Here is a 13,166-nt window from a genome sequence, read left to right on the forward strand (position 1 = left end):
TCGCATGGCGCTGGACGCGGAGACCAAGGCCTTCCTGGACCTGAAGGATCACGAGATCGCGCCGTGGACCGCCGCCCGCGCGGCGGCGCGGGACCTCGTGCTGCCGCCGGACGTCTTGCCGACCGTGATCGACAATGTCGCCCTGCTGCGCGCCCAGGCCGAGCTGTTCGTGACCGCGCTGGGCGACCACGCGGGCGAGACCCCGGAGACGTTCCAGCCGTGAGCTTCGCCAGCGTCGTCGAGATCGCCGGCGAGGTCCGCGCCGGCCGCGTCACCGCCCGGGCGGTGACAGAGGCCACCCTGTCGCGCATCGCCCGCCTGGATGGCGGGATCAACGCCTTCACCGCTGTCACCGCCGAACGGGCGCTGGCCGCCGCCGACGCGGTCGATTCCGGCCGCGTCACGGGTCCGCTGGCGGGCGTGCCGTTCGCGGTCAAGAACCTGTTCGACCTCGAGGGCCTGCCGACCCTGGCCGGCTCGAAGATTCGCCGCGACGCCGCCCCGCCCCAGCATGACGCGACCCTGGTCCAGCGCTTGACCGCCGCCGGGGCGATCCTGGTGGGCGCGCTGAACATGGACGAATTCGCCTACGGCTTCGTCACCGAGAACGCCCACGACGGTCCGGTCCGCAATCCGCACGATCCGACGCGGATCGCCGGCGGTTCGTCGGGCGGTTCGGCGGCGGCCGTGGCGGCGGGGCTGGTCCCGCTGACCCTGGGTTCGGACACCAACGGCTCGATCCGCATCCCGGCCGGCCTGTGCGGCGTGTTCGGCTTGAAGCCGACCTATGGCCGCCTGTCGCGTCAGGGCGTCTTCCCGTTCGTCGAGAGCCTGGACCATGTCGGCCCGTTCGCGCGGTCGATCGAGGACCTGGCGGTGGCCTACGACGTGCTCCAGGGCCCTGATCCGGGCGGCGACCCCATCTGCGTGCGCGCAGCCGAACCGCTGGCCGAGCGCCTCGACGACCTGGCCGAGCGCCCCTTGCGCGCCGGCGTGCTGGGCGGCTGGTTCCAGCAGGGTGTTTTCCCCGAGGTGCTCGAGGCCCTCGCCTGCGTCGCCTCTGCGCTGAAGGCCGACGATCTCGTCACCCTGCCCAGCGCGGTCGCCGCCCGCGCCGCCGCCTTCACGCTCACCGCCTTCGAGGGCGGCGAGCTGCATCACGCCGACCTGGCCGCGCGGGCCATGGACTACGACCCCGCCGTCCGCGACCGCCTGCTAGCTGGCGCGCTGCTGCCGAAAGGCGTGCACGAAGCCGCCCAACGCTTCCGCACCATCTTCCGCGACGAGGTCCGCGAGGCCTTCCGGCGGTATGATGTCCTGCTGGCCCCGTCGTCGGTCTGCCCCGCCCCGCCGATCGGCCAGGCGACGATGGAGATGGACGGCGTCCCGGTCTCGGTCCGCAAGAACCTCGGCGCCTTCACCCAGCCGATCAGCTATATCGGCCTGCCGGTCGTCGCCGCGCCGGTGAACCGGCCGGGGTGCTTGCCGGTCGGCGTCCAGCTGATCGCCCCGCCCTGGCGCGAGGACCTGGCCTTCGCCGCCGCCCTGCGCCTGCAGCGCGCGGGCGTGGTCGCGGCGCATCCTCCGAAAGGCGCCCTATGATCGTCAACGATCCCGCCGTACTCGCCGAGGTCACGGCGCTCGTGGACGCCTACGAGGCGGCGCTGATGAGCAACGACGTCCAGGCTCTGGACGGCGCGTTCTGGAACTCAGCCCACACCGTGCGGCTGGGCGTGGCCGAGAACCTCTGGAGCTTCGCCGAGATCGCCGCCTTCCGTGTGGGCCGCGCCGGCGGCTCGCCGCCGCGTACACGGCTGCGGACGGAGATCACGACCTTCGGTTCGGACTTCGCCGTGGCCAATGTCGAGTTCCGCCGCGACGACAGCGGCAAGATCGGCCGCCAGAGCCAGACCTGGATCCGCACCGAGGACGGCTGGAAAGTCGCCTCGGCCCACGTGTCCCTGATGCAGGGCGGGAGCGATCAGCGCCTCGCCTCGAACGACGAAAAGCGCTAGAGCCCACCCATGACGACCAAGATCATTTTCGACACCGACCCCGGCATCGACGACGCCATGGCGCTGCTGTTCATCGAGGCGAGCCCCGCCCTCGACCTGATCGCGGTGACGACCATCTTCGGCAATTCCGACATCGAGACCACGACGCGCAACGCGCTGTACCTGAAGGACCGTTTTGGCCTGAAGGCGCCGATCTACAAGGGTACGGACAAGCCGCTGACCCGTCCGCGCAACCCGTCGCCGACCTTCGTGCATGGCGAGAACGGCCTGGGCGATGTCGAGCTGACCGGCCTGGTCCCGGCCGAGCCGGAAGCCAAGCCCGCTCACCAGGCGATCATCGATCTGGCCCGCCAGTATCCGGGCGAGGTGGTGCTGTGCGCCGTAGGTCCGCTGACCAACCTGGCCCTGGCGCTGAAGGCCGATCCGGAAGTCGCGACCTTGCTGAAGTCCGTGGTGATCATGGGCGGCGCGTTCGGCGTGGCCGGCAAACCGGGCAACGTCACCCCGGTGGCCGAGGCCAATATCTGGAACGACCCGGAAGCGGCGGACCAGGTGTTCACCGCGCCGTGGTCGCTCACTGCGGTGAGCCTGGACGTGACCACCCAGGTGGTGATGTCGCCGGAATATATGGAAGCGCTGGCGGCGGGCGGCAGCGACGCCGGCCAGTTCCTGAACGCCATCTCCAAGCCCTATGCGGCGTTCTACGGCGGCCGTGACGGCATCGTCGGCTGCTGCGTGCATGACGCGGCGGCGGTGGCGTTCGTGATCGATCCGACGCTGTTCCAGGTACGCCGCGGTTCGGTGCGCGTGGTGACCGAGGGCATCACGCTGGGTCAGACGTGCCAGAGCCCTGAAGGGGAGCTGTTCGGGCCGAGCGCTTGGGATGACATGCCAATTCAGGCGGCGACGGTGGCGGTCGATGGTGATCGTCTGCTGAAGCTCTACGCCGACACGATGAAGGCGGCGCACGGGTAAGGCCCCTCCACCGCCGTTCGGCGGTCCCCCTCCCCCAAAGGGGGAGGAGAGCTTCCTCCTGCTAGGCGGGGCGCGGTTTATTCTCCGCCCCGTTTGGGGGCGGACAGACCTCGCACAGCGAGGTCAGGTGGGGGCCTGTGCGGCGCTTAACGCCGATACCGCTCCACACCCGCCAGGTACGTCCGGGCCACCACCCGGTCATCGCCCAGCACCGTCAGCGCGAAAAGCTTGTTCTCCAAGCTCCGGGTCTCGGACAGCCGCCGCGCCATCAGCGGTGTGGCAGCCAGGTCCAGCACCACGAAGTCGGCTTCCTTGCCCGGCTCCAGATTGCCGATCTTGTCACCCAGATCCAGCGCCCGCGCCCCACCCAGGGTCGCGAGATACAGCGCCTGGAACGGGTCCAGCGCATCGCCGCGCAACTGGCCGACCTTGTAGGCCTCGCCCAACGTATGGAGGATCGAGAACGTCGTCCCCGCGCCGACATCTGTGCCGACGCCGACCTTCACCCCGTGCGAACAGGCCTCCTCCAGCGGGAACAGGCCCGAGCCGAGGAACAGGTTCGAGGTCGGGCAGAACGCCACCGCCCCGCCCTTGGCCGCCAGCCGCCGGAACGCCTCGCCCTTCAGGTGGACGCAGTGGGCGAAGACCGAGCGCTCGCGCAGCAGGCCGAAGCGGTCGTAGACGTCGAGATAGTCCTTGGCGGCCGGGAACAGGCGCGCCGTCTCCTTGATCTCGTGGATGTTCTCCGACAGGTGGGTCTGCATCCAGACGTCGGGATGGGCGGCCAGCACCTCGCCGGCCATGGCCAGCTGTTCGTCGCTGCAGCTGATCGCGAAGCGCGGCGTGACCGCGTAGCCCAGCCGACCCTTGCCGTGCCAGTCGGCGATCAGCGCTTCCATGTCGGCGCGACTGCCCTCGACGGTGTCGGTCAGGCCGTCTGGCGCGTTGCGATCCATCAGCGCCTTGCCGGCGATCAGCCGCATGTCGCGGTCGTAGGCCTCGGCGAACAGAGCGTCGACCGAGACCTTGTGCACCGAGCCGAACACCAGCGCCGTCGTCGTGCCGTTGCGCAGCAGCTCGTCGATGAAGAACGCCGCCGTGTCGGCCGCGTGCTTGGGATCGGCGAACGCCGCCTCGGCCGGGAAGGTGTGCTGCTCCAGCCAGTCGAGCAGCTGCTTGCCGTGGGCGGCGATGACGTCGACCTGCGGGAAGTGGATGTGGGTGTCGATGAAGCCCGGGGTGATCAAATGGCCGGTGAGATCGTGCAGCTCGGCCTCGCCCAGCCACGGCGACAGCTCGGCATAGCTCCCGCAGCCGGCCACCCGGCCGTCCTCGACCAGCAACAGGCCGTCCTCGTGGAAGGCGACCGCCTCCGCGTCTTTCGTCGGATCATCCAGCAGGTGGAGGATCGACGCCCTATAAGCTTGCACTGATCAGGCCTTCGTCGTTTCGAATCCGCGCCGCTTCCTGGCGCATCAGGAGGTCGGCCGCCACCGAGACCGCGATCACTTCGGGCGCCTTGCTCTTCAGCTGCGGCAGGCCGATGGGACTGGTCAGGCGGGTCAGCACCGCCGCTGAGAAACCATCGTCTCGCAACCGGCTCATGAACCTAGCGCGCTTGGTCTTCGAACCGATGACGCCGAAGAAACAAAACCCGCCGCCGGCCAGGCCGGCCGAGACGAGCGCGTAGTCCAGGGCGTGGTCGTGGGTCAAGACGAGGCCATAGGCGTCGGGCCCCGCCCCCATGGCCTTGGCAGCGACCTCGGCGGGGGTCAGCACGGTGACGCCTGGGATGTCGGCGGTCTCGGAGCGGGTGTCGTACCAGAAGAGGCGGAACGGCAGCGGCTCGAAGGCCTTGGCGATCGCCTGGCCGACATGACCGGCGCCGAACAGCAGCAGCGGCGGACGCGGCGCGTCGGCGCGCTCGACCATGACGTCGCCCAGCTCGGGGCGTGCGCCACGGGCGGTCGCGGCGGCCTGGCCGAACGAGACCGCCGGCCCTTCGGCGTCGGTCGAGAGGATCGGCGCGACCACCTTGGTCAGCAGGCCCGGATCAAAGCGCGTGCGAACCTCGAACGGCTGGGCCGCGTCCATGCGCTTGGCCACTTCGGTCAGCCAGTCGCGGCTGTTGTCGTTCAGGCGCTCCAGGAACAGGCGCACGCGGCCGCCGCAGCACTGGGCCAACAGCGGGCCCAATGGATAGTCCTGGATCGCGAAATGGGCCTGGCTGCCGTCCAGCATCCGCCGGGCCTGGTCGGTCGCGCGGTGCTCCAGATTGCCGCCGCCGATGGTGCCGGACTGGCCCTCGCGCCAGACGACCATCTTGGTCCCGGCCTCGCGCGGGGCCGAGCCTTCGGTCGCCAGGACGGTGACCAGGGCGGCCTCGTCGTGGGCGTCGAGACGAGCCAGGGCGGCGCGGGCCCAGTTACGCATGGACGCGCCTCCGCACATCCTCGCAGGCCATCAGGATCGCCTCGGGCGTCGCGGGCGCGTCGAGCTGCGGCAAGATCTTGTAGTCGCCAACGCTGGCCACCGCGTGGTTGATCGCCGAATAGACCGAGATCGCCAGCATCAACGGCGGCTCGCCGACGGCCTTGGAGCGGTGCACCGTGGCCTCGACATTGCGGCCGGCCTTCCACAGGCGCACGTCCAGATGCGCCGGGCGGTCGCCGATGGTCGGGATCTTGTAGGTCGAGGGCGCGTGGGTCCGCAGGCGGCCTTGCGCGTCATAGACCAGCTCCTCGGTGGTCAGCCAGCCCATGCCCTGGATGAAGCCGCCCTCGATCTGGCCGAGATCGATGGCCGGATTCAGCGACTTGCCGACGTCGTGCAGGATGTCGGCGCGGGTGACCTTCATCTCGCCGGTCAGGGTGTCGATCAGCACCTCGCTGCAGGCCGCGCCATAGGCGAAGTAGTAGAATGGCCGGCCCGTATGGGTGGCGCGGTCGTAGTGGATCTTGGGCGTGGCGTAGTAGCCGGTCGAGGAGAGCGACACGCGCGCCAGATAGGCCTGGCGGATGAACCAGCCGAACTCGAAGGTCTCGCCGCAGACCCGCACGCCCTCGGGCGTGAAGGCGATGTCGTGCTCGGGGCAGTCCCACTTCTTCGCGGCGAACGCGACGAGCCGCGCCTTGATGGTCTCGGCCGCATTGAGCGCCGCCATGCCGTTCAGGTCCGCGCCCGACGAGGCGGCGGTGGCCGAGGTGTTGGGCACCTTGTCGGTGACGGTCGAGGTGATCTTCACCCGACCGACCTCGACCTGGAAGGCGTTGGCGACGATCTGGGCGATCTTGATGTTCAGCCCCTGCCCCATCTCGGTCCCGCCGTGGTTCAGCATGATCGAGCCGTCGGCGTAGAGGTGGATCAGCGCGCCGGCCTGGTTCAGGAAGGTCGTCGTGAACGAGATGCCGAACTTCACCGGCGTCAGGGCGATGCCCTTCTTGAGCACGGGGCTCTTGGCGTTGAAGGCCTCGATCTCGCGGCGGCGGGCCGCGTAGGCGCACGAGGCCGACAGCTCGTCGATCAGCTGCGGCGCGACATTGTCTTCCACCACCTGGTGGTAGGGCGTGAGGTTGCGGCCCTCGCCGCCGTAGAGATTGCGGCGGCGCACCTCCAGCGGATCGATCCCGACCTCGGCGGCGACGGCGTCCATCACCCGCTCGATGGCCAGCATCCCCTGCGGTCCGCCAAAGCCCCGGAAGGCGGTGTTCGAGACCGTGTGGGTCTTGAAGCGGTGCGACAGGATTTCGATGGCCGGCAGGAAATAGGCGTTGTCGGCGTGGAACATCGCCCGGTCGTTGATCGCCATGGAGAGGTCGGTCGTCGCCCCGCAGCGCGAGGCCAGCTCTAGGAACAGGCCCGTCAGCCTTCCATCCTCGTCGAAGCCGACGTCGTAGGCGCATTCGAAGTCATGCCGCTTGCCGGTCATGACCATGTCCTCATCGCGGTCCGGACGGGCCTTGGCCGGACGGCCGGTCTTTACGGCGACCAGGGCTGCGGCGGCGGCGAACAGCGAGGCTTGCGTCTCCTTGCCGCCAAAGCCCCCGCCCATGCGGCGCACCTCGACGGTGACGCTGTGGTCGGGCTTGCCCAGCACGCGGGCGATCAGGTGCTGCACCTCGGTGGGGTGCTGGGTCGAGGACCAGACGTGGACGTCGCCGTCCTCGCGCGGCGTGGCCAGCGCGATCTGGCCTTCGAGATAGAAGTGGTCCTGGCCGCCGATCGCGAACTTGCCCTGCACGCGGCGGGGCGAAGTCGCCAGAACCGCTTGGGCGTCGCCGCGCGTCATGCGCTGCGAGGTCTCGATCTTGAGATCCATGTCACGCGCGGCGGCGATGTCGATGGCGGCCGGCAGTTCCTCGTACTCGACCACGGCCTTGCCCACGGCCGCGCGAGCGGCGGCGAGCGAGGTCGCGGCCACGGCGAACAGGCTCTGGCCGACGCAATAGACCTCGCCCCCCAAAGCTTCACTGGCGGCGAACAGCTTGTCGTCGTGGATGACCGGGCTGACGTCGTTCTCGCCGGGGATGTCCTCGGCGCTGATCACGAGCACCACGCCGGGCGCAGCGCGGACGGCCGACAGGTCCATCCGGGTGATCCGAGCATGCGCCTTGGCGCTCATGCCGAACGCGATGTGCAGCAGCCCCGCCGGCTCGGGCATGTCGTCGATATAGACCGCCGAGCCCGCCACGTGCCGCGCCGCGCTGTCATGCGGCAGCGGTGCGGAGACGCCCTGGAACGGCGAGACGGTCGCGCCGGAGTCAGCCATGGGCGCTCTCCGGAACCACGCGGGTCTCGACGTCCTGGCGCTCCAGGAACACCTTGCGCAGCATGTTCCGCGCCGTCAGCGACCGATAGGCGGCCGAGGCGCGCATGTCGCTCATCGGCTGGTAGTCGGTGTCGAGCGCGGCCATCGCGGCCTCGATCGTCGCCTCGGTCCACGGCTGGCCGATCAGCGCCGCCTCGCAGGCCGTGGCCCGCTTGGGCGTGCCGGCCATGCCGCCGAACGCGATACGGGCATCGGCGACGACACCATCTTCGATCGCCAGCGAGAACGCCCCGCACACCGCCGAGATGTCCTGGTCGAACCGCTTGGACAGCTTGAAGACCTTGAAGATCCGGCCAGCGTCCAGCTTCGGCGCGATCACCGCCTCGACGAACTCGCCGGGCCGGCGGTCCTGCTTGCCGTAATCGAGGAAGAACGCCTCTAGCGCCATCTCGCGCCGCTCGTCGCCCCGCCGCAGCACCAGGGTCGCGCCGGCCGCGATCAAGGCCGGCGGCATGTCGCCGATCGGCGAGCCGTTGGCGATGTTGCCGCCGATCGTGCCGCTGTTGCGCACCTGGGTCGAACCCAGCCGCCGCATCATCGCACCCAGGTCCGGATAGAGCTTGGCCACCGCCTCGATCGCATCGACATAGCGAACGCCCGCGCCGATCCGCAGCCCCTCGGCCGTCTCCTCCAGCGCCTTCAGTTCGGCGACCTCGGACACGCTGATCAGGGTCGGCAGCGGACGCCGCTGCTTGGTGACCCATAGGCCGACATCGGTCGCGCCGGCCACGATCGTCGCGTCCGGATGTTCCAGATAGGCCTGGGCCAGCTCATCGACCGTACGCGGCGAAAGCCATGTCCGGGTAACGCCATGGATTTCGTCCGCATAGGCGAGGCTCAGCATCGTCTCGTCGCGCACCGCCGACAGATCGACCGCCGGCGCCGCCTCGGCCGCCACGCCCTTGGCCACCTCGATGATCGGCCCATAGCCGGTGCAGCGGCACAGGTTCCCGGCCAGCACCTCGCCGACCGGCGCGGTCGCGCCCTTGGCCGCGATCGCCCGGCCGTACAGCGACATGACGATGCCGGGCGTGCAGAAGCCGCACTGGGACCCGTGCTTCTCGACCATCGCCTGCTGCACCGGATGCAGCGCGCCGTCTTTCGCCAGGCTCTCGACCGTCAGCAGCGCCTTGCCATGCAGCATGGGCAGGAACTGAATGCAGCTGTTCACGGCCCGCCAGGCCACGCCCCCTTCTCCATTGGCGCCGTCCGCCTCGCCGACCAGCACCGTGCACGACCCGCAGTCGCCCTCGGCGCAGCCTTCCTTGGTCCCGGTCCGCCGCATCGGGCCGCGCAGATGCTCGAGCAAGGTCGTCGTCGGGTTGGCCCCTTTGACCTCCTGCACTTGGCCGTCCAGCAGAAAGCGGATCGTCGCGCCCATCAGCTGCCCCGGTAGGTGGAATAGCCGTATGGCGAGACCAGCAGCGGCACGTGCCAGTGCTGCTCGACGTTGGCGACGGCGAAATCGATGACCACGACGTCCAGGAACGGCGGGTCGGTGACCGCCAGACCGGACACGGCGAAATAAGCCCCGATCTCGAATTCCAGGCGGTAGCCGCCGACCTCCAGCGCCTCGCCGGCGACAAGCCGCGCACGACCGTCGGCGTCAGTGCGGAATTCCGCCAGCAGCGAAACGTCCGAGCCCTCGCGCCGCGACACCCGCACCGTCACGCCGGCTGCCGGCTGGCCGGACGCCTGGTCGAGGATATGGGTCGTCAGTCCGCTCATGCTCCGCCCTCGGATCTCGTTGCCGAGTCGATGCTCGGTCGCCCCGCTTACCCTGTCCAGCACCTTGCCCCTCAAGGCGGCCCGCGAAGGAGCAGCGCCGAGGAACAGGGCGGCAGGCGCCCGAAGCCCAGGCAATATATAATAGATTTATTACTTATGGGAGCCGGAAGCAGGCGCGAGCGCCCCAACCAATTGGTACCGCTACCAACAAAAATCGCCTGTCAGGCGGCGAAGGGTTGGAATTGCCGGGCCAACACCGGTAGCAAAGGTTCGACGCTTCGCAACGAGACGAAGCCATCCAGATGCGCCGCGCAGGCCGCCCAGAGGAACGATCGATGGACGAGGATTTCCGTAAAGCCGCCCTAGACTACCACCGTCTGCCGCGGCCCGGGAAACTGGCCATCGAGGCCACTAAGCGCATGGCCACCCAGCGCGATCTCGGCCTGGCCTACTCCCCCGGCGTCGCCGCGCCGTGCGAGGCGATCGCTGCCGATCCCGACACCGCCCGCGACTACACCGCGCGCGGCAACCTGGTCGCCGTGATCTCGAACGGCACCGCCGTGCTGGGCCTGGGCAATATCGGCCCGCTGGCCAGCAAGCCGGTGATGGAGGGCAAGGCCGTCCTCTTCAAGAAGTTCGCCGGCATCGACGTGTTCGACATCGAGGTCGACGCCGAGGACCCGGACCGCTTCATCGAGGTGGTGGCGGCGCTGGAGCCGACCTTCGGCGGCATCAATCTCGAGGACATCAAGGCCCCCGAGTGCTTCATCATCGAGCGCACCCTGCGCGAGCGGATGAACATCCCGGTCTTCCACGACGACCAGCACGGCACCGCCATCGTCTGCGCCGCCGCCGTCCGCAACGCCCTGCTCGTCCAGGGCAAGACCCTGAAGGACGTCAAGCTGGTGACCTCGGGCGCCGGCGCGGCCGCCCTGGCCTGCGTCGACCTGCTGGTCTCGATGGGCCTGCCCGTCGAGAACGTCACCCTGACCGACATCAAGGGCGTGGTGTACGCCGGTCGCGACGACGACATGCTCGACAACATGGCCCGCTATGCGCGCCAGACCGACGCCCGCACCCTGGGCGAGGTGATCGCCGGCGCCGATATCTTCCTGGGCCTCTCGGCCCCGCGCGTGTTCAAGGCCGAGTGGCTGCCGTTGCTGGCGCCCAATCCGCTGATCCTGGCCATGGCCAATCCCGAGCCGGAGATCCTGCCCGAGCTGGTCCAGGCCGCCCGTCCCGACGCCATCATGGCCACCGGCCGCAGTGACTACGCCAACCAGGTCAACAACGTCCTCTGCTTCCCGTTCATCTTCCGCGGCGCGCTGGATGTCGGCGCGTCCGAGATCAACGAGGCGATGAAGGTCGCGGCGGTCGAGGCGATCGCCGAGCTGGCCCGCGCCGAGGCCTCCGAGGTGGTCGCGTCGGCCTATGGCGGCGTCGCGCCGGTGTTCGGCGCGCAATACATCATCCCCAAGCCCTTCGACCCGCGCCTGATCCTGCAGATCGCGCCGGCCGTCGCTAAGGCGGCCATGGACAGCGGCGTGGCCACCCGGCCGATCACCGACTTCGACGCCTACCAGGCCGAGCTGGAGCTGTTCGTCTACCGCTCGGGCCAGCTGATGCGCCCCGTGTTCGAGCGGGCTCGCAAGGCGCCCGTGAAGGTCGCCTATGCCGAGGGCGAGGACGAGCGCGTGCTGCGCGCTGTCCAGACCGTGGTCGATGAAGGCCTGGCCCAGCCGGTGCTGGTCGGCCGCCGCGAGGTGATCAAGGCCAAGGTCGCCGAGATGGGCCTGCGCCTGGATTTGGGCGGCAAGGTCGAGATCGTCGATCCCTATACCGACAAGGACCTGTTTGGCCCTCTGGTCGCCGACTACCAGAAGCTGGTCGGGCGTCGCGGCGTGCCGCCAACGGCCGCCGAGCGCCGCGTCGAGGGCCGCCGCACGGTGGCCGCCTCGATGCTGCTGTCGTCGGGCTATGTCGAGGCCGCCCTGGTCGGCGGTAGCGGCGACTGGTGGCAGCACATGACCTACGCCCTGCCGATCATCCCGCGCCGGGAAAACGTCAGCCGGGTCTACGCCCTGTCGACCCTGATCCTCGACAACGGCACGCTGTTCTTCTGCGACACCCACGTCAATGTGGACCCGACCGCCGAGCAGATCGCCGAGTGCACCCAGCTGGCCGCCGAGGCCGTCCGGCGCTTTGGCCTGACGCCCAAGGCCGCCCTGCTCTCGCACTCCTCGTTCGGAGCCAGCAACTCGCCGACCGCCCGCAAGATGCGCGAGGCCCTGGCCATCCTGCGCGAGCAGGCGCCCGATCTCGAGGTCGATGGCGAGATGCACGCCGACGCCGCCCTCAGCCAGCACCTGCGCGAGCGCATGGTCGCCGACAGCCCGCTGAAGGGCTCGGCCAACCTGCTGGTCATGCCGACCCTGGACGCGGCCAATATCGGCCTCACCCTGCTCAGCGCCGCCACGGAGTCGCTGCTGGTCGGTCCGATCCTGCTGGGCATGAGCAAGCCGTTGCACGTGCTGGTGCCCAGCGTCACGGCGCGCGGCATCGTCAACCTGACGGCGCTCAGCGTGAACCAGGCGGCCTCGGAGCGGGCGCGCCGGGAGGCCTAGAACCGCCCAGCCTCGCTCGAATGCACAAAGGCCCCGCCGAGCTATCGGCGGGGCCTTTCGTTTGGGCTCTGGAGGCCTCGGAACCGCTCGCGGCGGCGCTTGAGCCATAAAGCAGAAAGACCCCGTCCGGCGCGTCTGCGTCGGCGGGGCCTTCCAATAGTCTTCGAAAAGGCCGTCCGTCCGGGCGGCCTTTCCTTTAGGACGCGTCCTTAGAGGATGCGCAGGTTGCCGGCCGAGGTCTTGCCCGAGCGGCGGTCCTGCTCAAGCTCGTAGCCGACTTGCTGGCCTTCGTTCAGGCCACGCAGGCCGGCGCGCTCCACGGCCGAGATGTGCACGAAGATGTCGCCGCCGCCGTTGTCCGGCTGGATGAAGCCGAAGCCCTTGGTGGTGTTGAACCACTTCACGACGCCCGTGCCGGCTTCACCGCCGCCACCGCCGCCGCCACCACCGTAGCCGCCGCCGCGCGGGGCGTCGAAGCTGCGCGGGGGACGCGCGCCACCAGGAGCGCCACGGCCGCCGCCGGCCGGGACAGCGCCCTGGCCCGTGACGCGCAGGTTGCCGGCCGAAGTCTTGCCCGAGCGGCGATCTTCTTCCAACTCGTAGTTGACCTGATCACCTTCGTTCAGGCCAGCCAGGCCCGAACGTTCAACCGCGGCGATGTGGACGAACACGTCCTGGCCGCCGTCCTCGGGCTGAATGAAACCAAAGCCCTTGGCCGGGTTGAACCACTTAACGACACCGTTCGCCATATTATCCTCAAACACCTCAATCGACGGGCTGATAGTCGGCCCGCGTCCTTCCGACGGAAGTCATGACGCAAAACCGCGCCATGCGCTATGGGCTTTGAACGGAGAAAATCGGCCTTGGGGCGGGGTAGACGTAAAAAATTCGCGCTTCAGGGGGAGAGCGTTGCCAGAATGCCACTCTGGATTGCACCTCTAGGTATGAAAAAACCCTGGCCGCGCGCGGACAGGGTGGATGTTGGAACGGTGTAGG

11 protein-coding genes and 2 pseudogenes are annotated in these 13,166 nt (G+C 69.1%); 6 read left to right on the top strand and 7 right to left on the bottom strand.

What is annotated here, in order from left to right; translation table 11 throughout:
• Positions 1–4: 4 nt before the first annotated feature.
• The 5 genes and pseudogenes from AC07YH_RS19095 to AC07YH_RS19115 form a co-directional block, all read left to right on the top strand.
• Positions 5–223, top strand: coding sequence for a hypothetical protein (locus tag AC07YH_RS19095; RefSeq protein WP_494748537.1), 219 nt, complete (start codon positions 5–7; stop codon positions 221–223).
• The gene (locus tag AC07YH_RS19100) at positions 220–1,602 is read left to right on the top strand and encodes an AtzE family amidohydrolase (protein ID WP_494748538.1); all 1,383 of its coding nucleotides are present in this window, start codon (positions 220–222) and stop codon (positions 1,600–1,602) included. The genes AC07YH_RS19095 and AC07YH_RS19100 overlap by 4 nt, the downstream gene beginning before the upstream one ends.
• Positions 1,599–2,015 carry an oxalurate catabolism protein HpxZ gene (gene hpxZ / locus AC07YH_RS19105; protein ID WP_494748539.1) on the top strand — a complete coding sequence of 139 codons (417 nt, stop codon included), beginning with the start codon at positions 1,599–1,601 and terminating at the stop codon, positions 2,013–2,015. Before AC07YH_RS19100 ends, hpxZ begins: the two co-directional genes overlap by 4 nt.
• A 9-nt stretch (positions 2,016–2,024) precedes the next feature.
• Positions 2,025–2,990, top strand: coding sequence for a nucleoside hydrolase (locus AC07YH_RS19110; RefSeq protein ID WP_494748540.1), 966 nt, complete (start codon positions 2,025–2,027; stop codon positions 2,988–2,990).
• A gap of 2 nt (positions 2,991–2,992) precedes the next feature.
• Positions 2,993–3,055, top strand: a pseudogene (locus AC07YH_RS19115) (hypothetical protein); the annotation flags it as partial.
• A gap of 81 nt (positions 3,056–3,136) precedes the next feature.
• Here the strand turns inward: AC07YH_RS19115 and guaD are convergent.
• Genes guaD through uraH form a run of 5 tightly spaced genes read right to left on the bottom strand, consistent with a single transcriptional unit; the run spans position 3,137 to position 9,546 of the window.
• On the bottom strand, positions 3,137–4,420 hold the full coding sequence (gene guaD, locus AC07YH_RS19120; RefSeq protein WP_494748541.1) for a guanine deaminase: 1,284 nt from the start codon (positions 4,418–4,420) through the stop codon (positions 3,137–3,139).
• Positions 4,407–5,423, bottom strand: a complete 1,017-nt coding sequence (xdhC, locus tag AC07YH_RS19125) for a xanthine dehydrogenase accessory protein XdhC (RefSeq protein WP_494748542.1) — start codon at positions 5,421–5,423, stop codon at positions 4,407–4,409. The genes guaD and xdhC overlap by 14 nt, the downstream gene beginning before the upstream one ends.
• Entirely contained in the window at positions 5,416–7,758 is a 2,343-nt protein-coding gene (gene xdhB, locus AC07YH_RS19130; protein WP_494748543.1) for a xanthine dehydrogenase molybdopterin binding subunit, read from the bottom strand. Before xdhB ends, xdhC begins: the two co-directional genes overlap by 8 nt.
• Entirely contained in the window at positions 7,751–9,199 is a 1,449-nt protein-coding gene (gene xdhA, locus AC07YH_RS19135) for a xanthine dehydrogenase small subunit (RefSeq protein WP_494748544.1), read from the bottom strand. Before xdhA ends, xdhB begins: the two co-directional genes overlap by 8 nt.
• The gene (uraH, locus tag AC07YH_RS19140; protein WP_494748545.1) at positions 9,199–9,546 is read right to left on the bottom strand and encodes a hydroxyisourate hydrolase; all 348 of its coding nucleotides are present in this window, start codon (positions 9,544–9,546) and stop codon (positions 9,199–9,201) included. The genes xdhA and uraH overlap by 1 nt, the downstream gene beginning before the upstream one ends.
• Before the next feature lie 335 nt (positions 9,547–9,881).
• On the opposite strand from uraH, the gene AC07YH_RS19145 reads away from it, so the two are divergent.
• On the top strand, positions 9,882–12,170 hold the full coding sequence (locus AC07YH_RS19145) for an NADP-dependent malic enzyme (protein WP_494748546.1): 2,289 nt from the start codon (positions 9,882–9,884) through the stop codon (positions 12,168–12,170).
• A 209-nt stretch (positions 12,171–12,379) separates the two neighbouring features.
• Here AC07YH_RS19145 and AC07YH_RS19150 read toward each other — a convergent pair whose 3' ends face one another.
• Both AC07YH_RS19150 and AC07YH_RS19155 read right to left on the bottom strand, forming a co-directional pair.
• Positions 12,380–12,574: a cold-shock protein gene (locus tag AC07YH_RS19150; protein WP_233206781.1), complete on the bottom strand. Its 195-nt coding sequence runs from the start codon at positions 12,572–12,574 to the stop codon at positions 12,380–12,382.
• A gap of 141 nt (positions 12,575–12,715) precedes the next feature.
• Positions 12,716–12,919 (bottom strand): annotated as a pseudogene (locus AC07YH_RS19155) (cold-shock protein); the annotation flags it as partial.
• Positions 12,920–13,166: the final 247 nt, after the last annotated feature.

It is taken from the genome of Caulobacter sp. GW456-12-1-14-TSB4 (assembly GCF_059424195.1).

What these genes read in the sequence shown, in the direction of transcription:
- xdhB (WP_494748543.1), bottom strand. Translation starts at nt 7,758, where the DNA reads ATGGCTGACTCCGGCGCGACCGTCTCGCCGTTCCAGGGCGTCTCCGCA.
- xdhC (WP_494748542.1), bottom strand. Translation starts at nt 5,423, where the DNA reads ATGCGTAACTGGGCCCGCGCCGCCCTGGCTCGTCTCGACGCCCACGAC.
- uraH (WP_494748545.1), bottom strand. Translation starts at nt 9,546, where the DNA reads ATGAGCGGACTGACGACCCATATCCTCGACCAGGCGTCCGGCCAGCCG.
- AC07YH_RS19110 (WP_494748540.1), top strand. Translation starts at nt 2,025, where the DNA reads ATGACGACCAAGATCATTTTCGACACCGACCCCGGCATCGACGACGCC.
- AC07YH_RS19145 (WP_494748546.1), top strand. Translation starts at nt 9,882, where the DNA reads ATGGACGAGGATTTCCGTAAAGCCGCCCTAGACTACCACCGTCTGCCG.
- AC07YH_RS19095 (WP_494748537.1), top strand. Translation starts at nt 5, where the DNA reads ATGGCGCTGGACGCGGAGACCAAGGCCTTCCTGGACCTGAAGGATCAC.
- xdhA (WP_494748544.1), bottom strand. Translation starts at nt 9,199, where the DNA reads ATGGGCGCGACGATCCGCTTTCTGCTGGACGGCCAAGTGCAGGAGGTC.
- hpxZ (WP_494748539.1), top strand. Translation starts at nt 1,599, where the DNA reads ATGATCGTCAACGATCCCGCCGTACTCGCCGAGGTCACGGCGCTCGTG.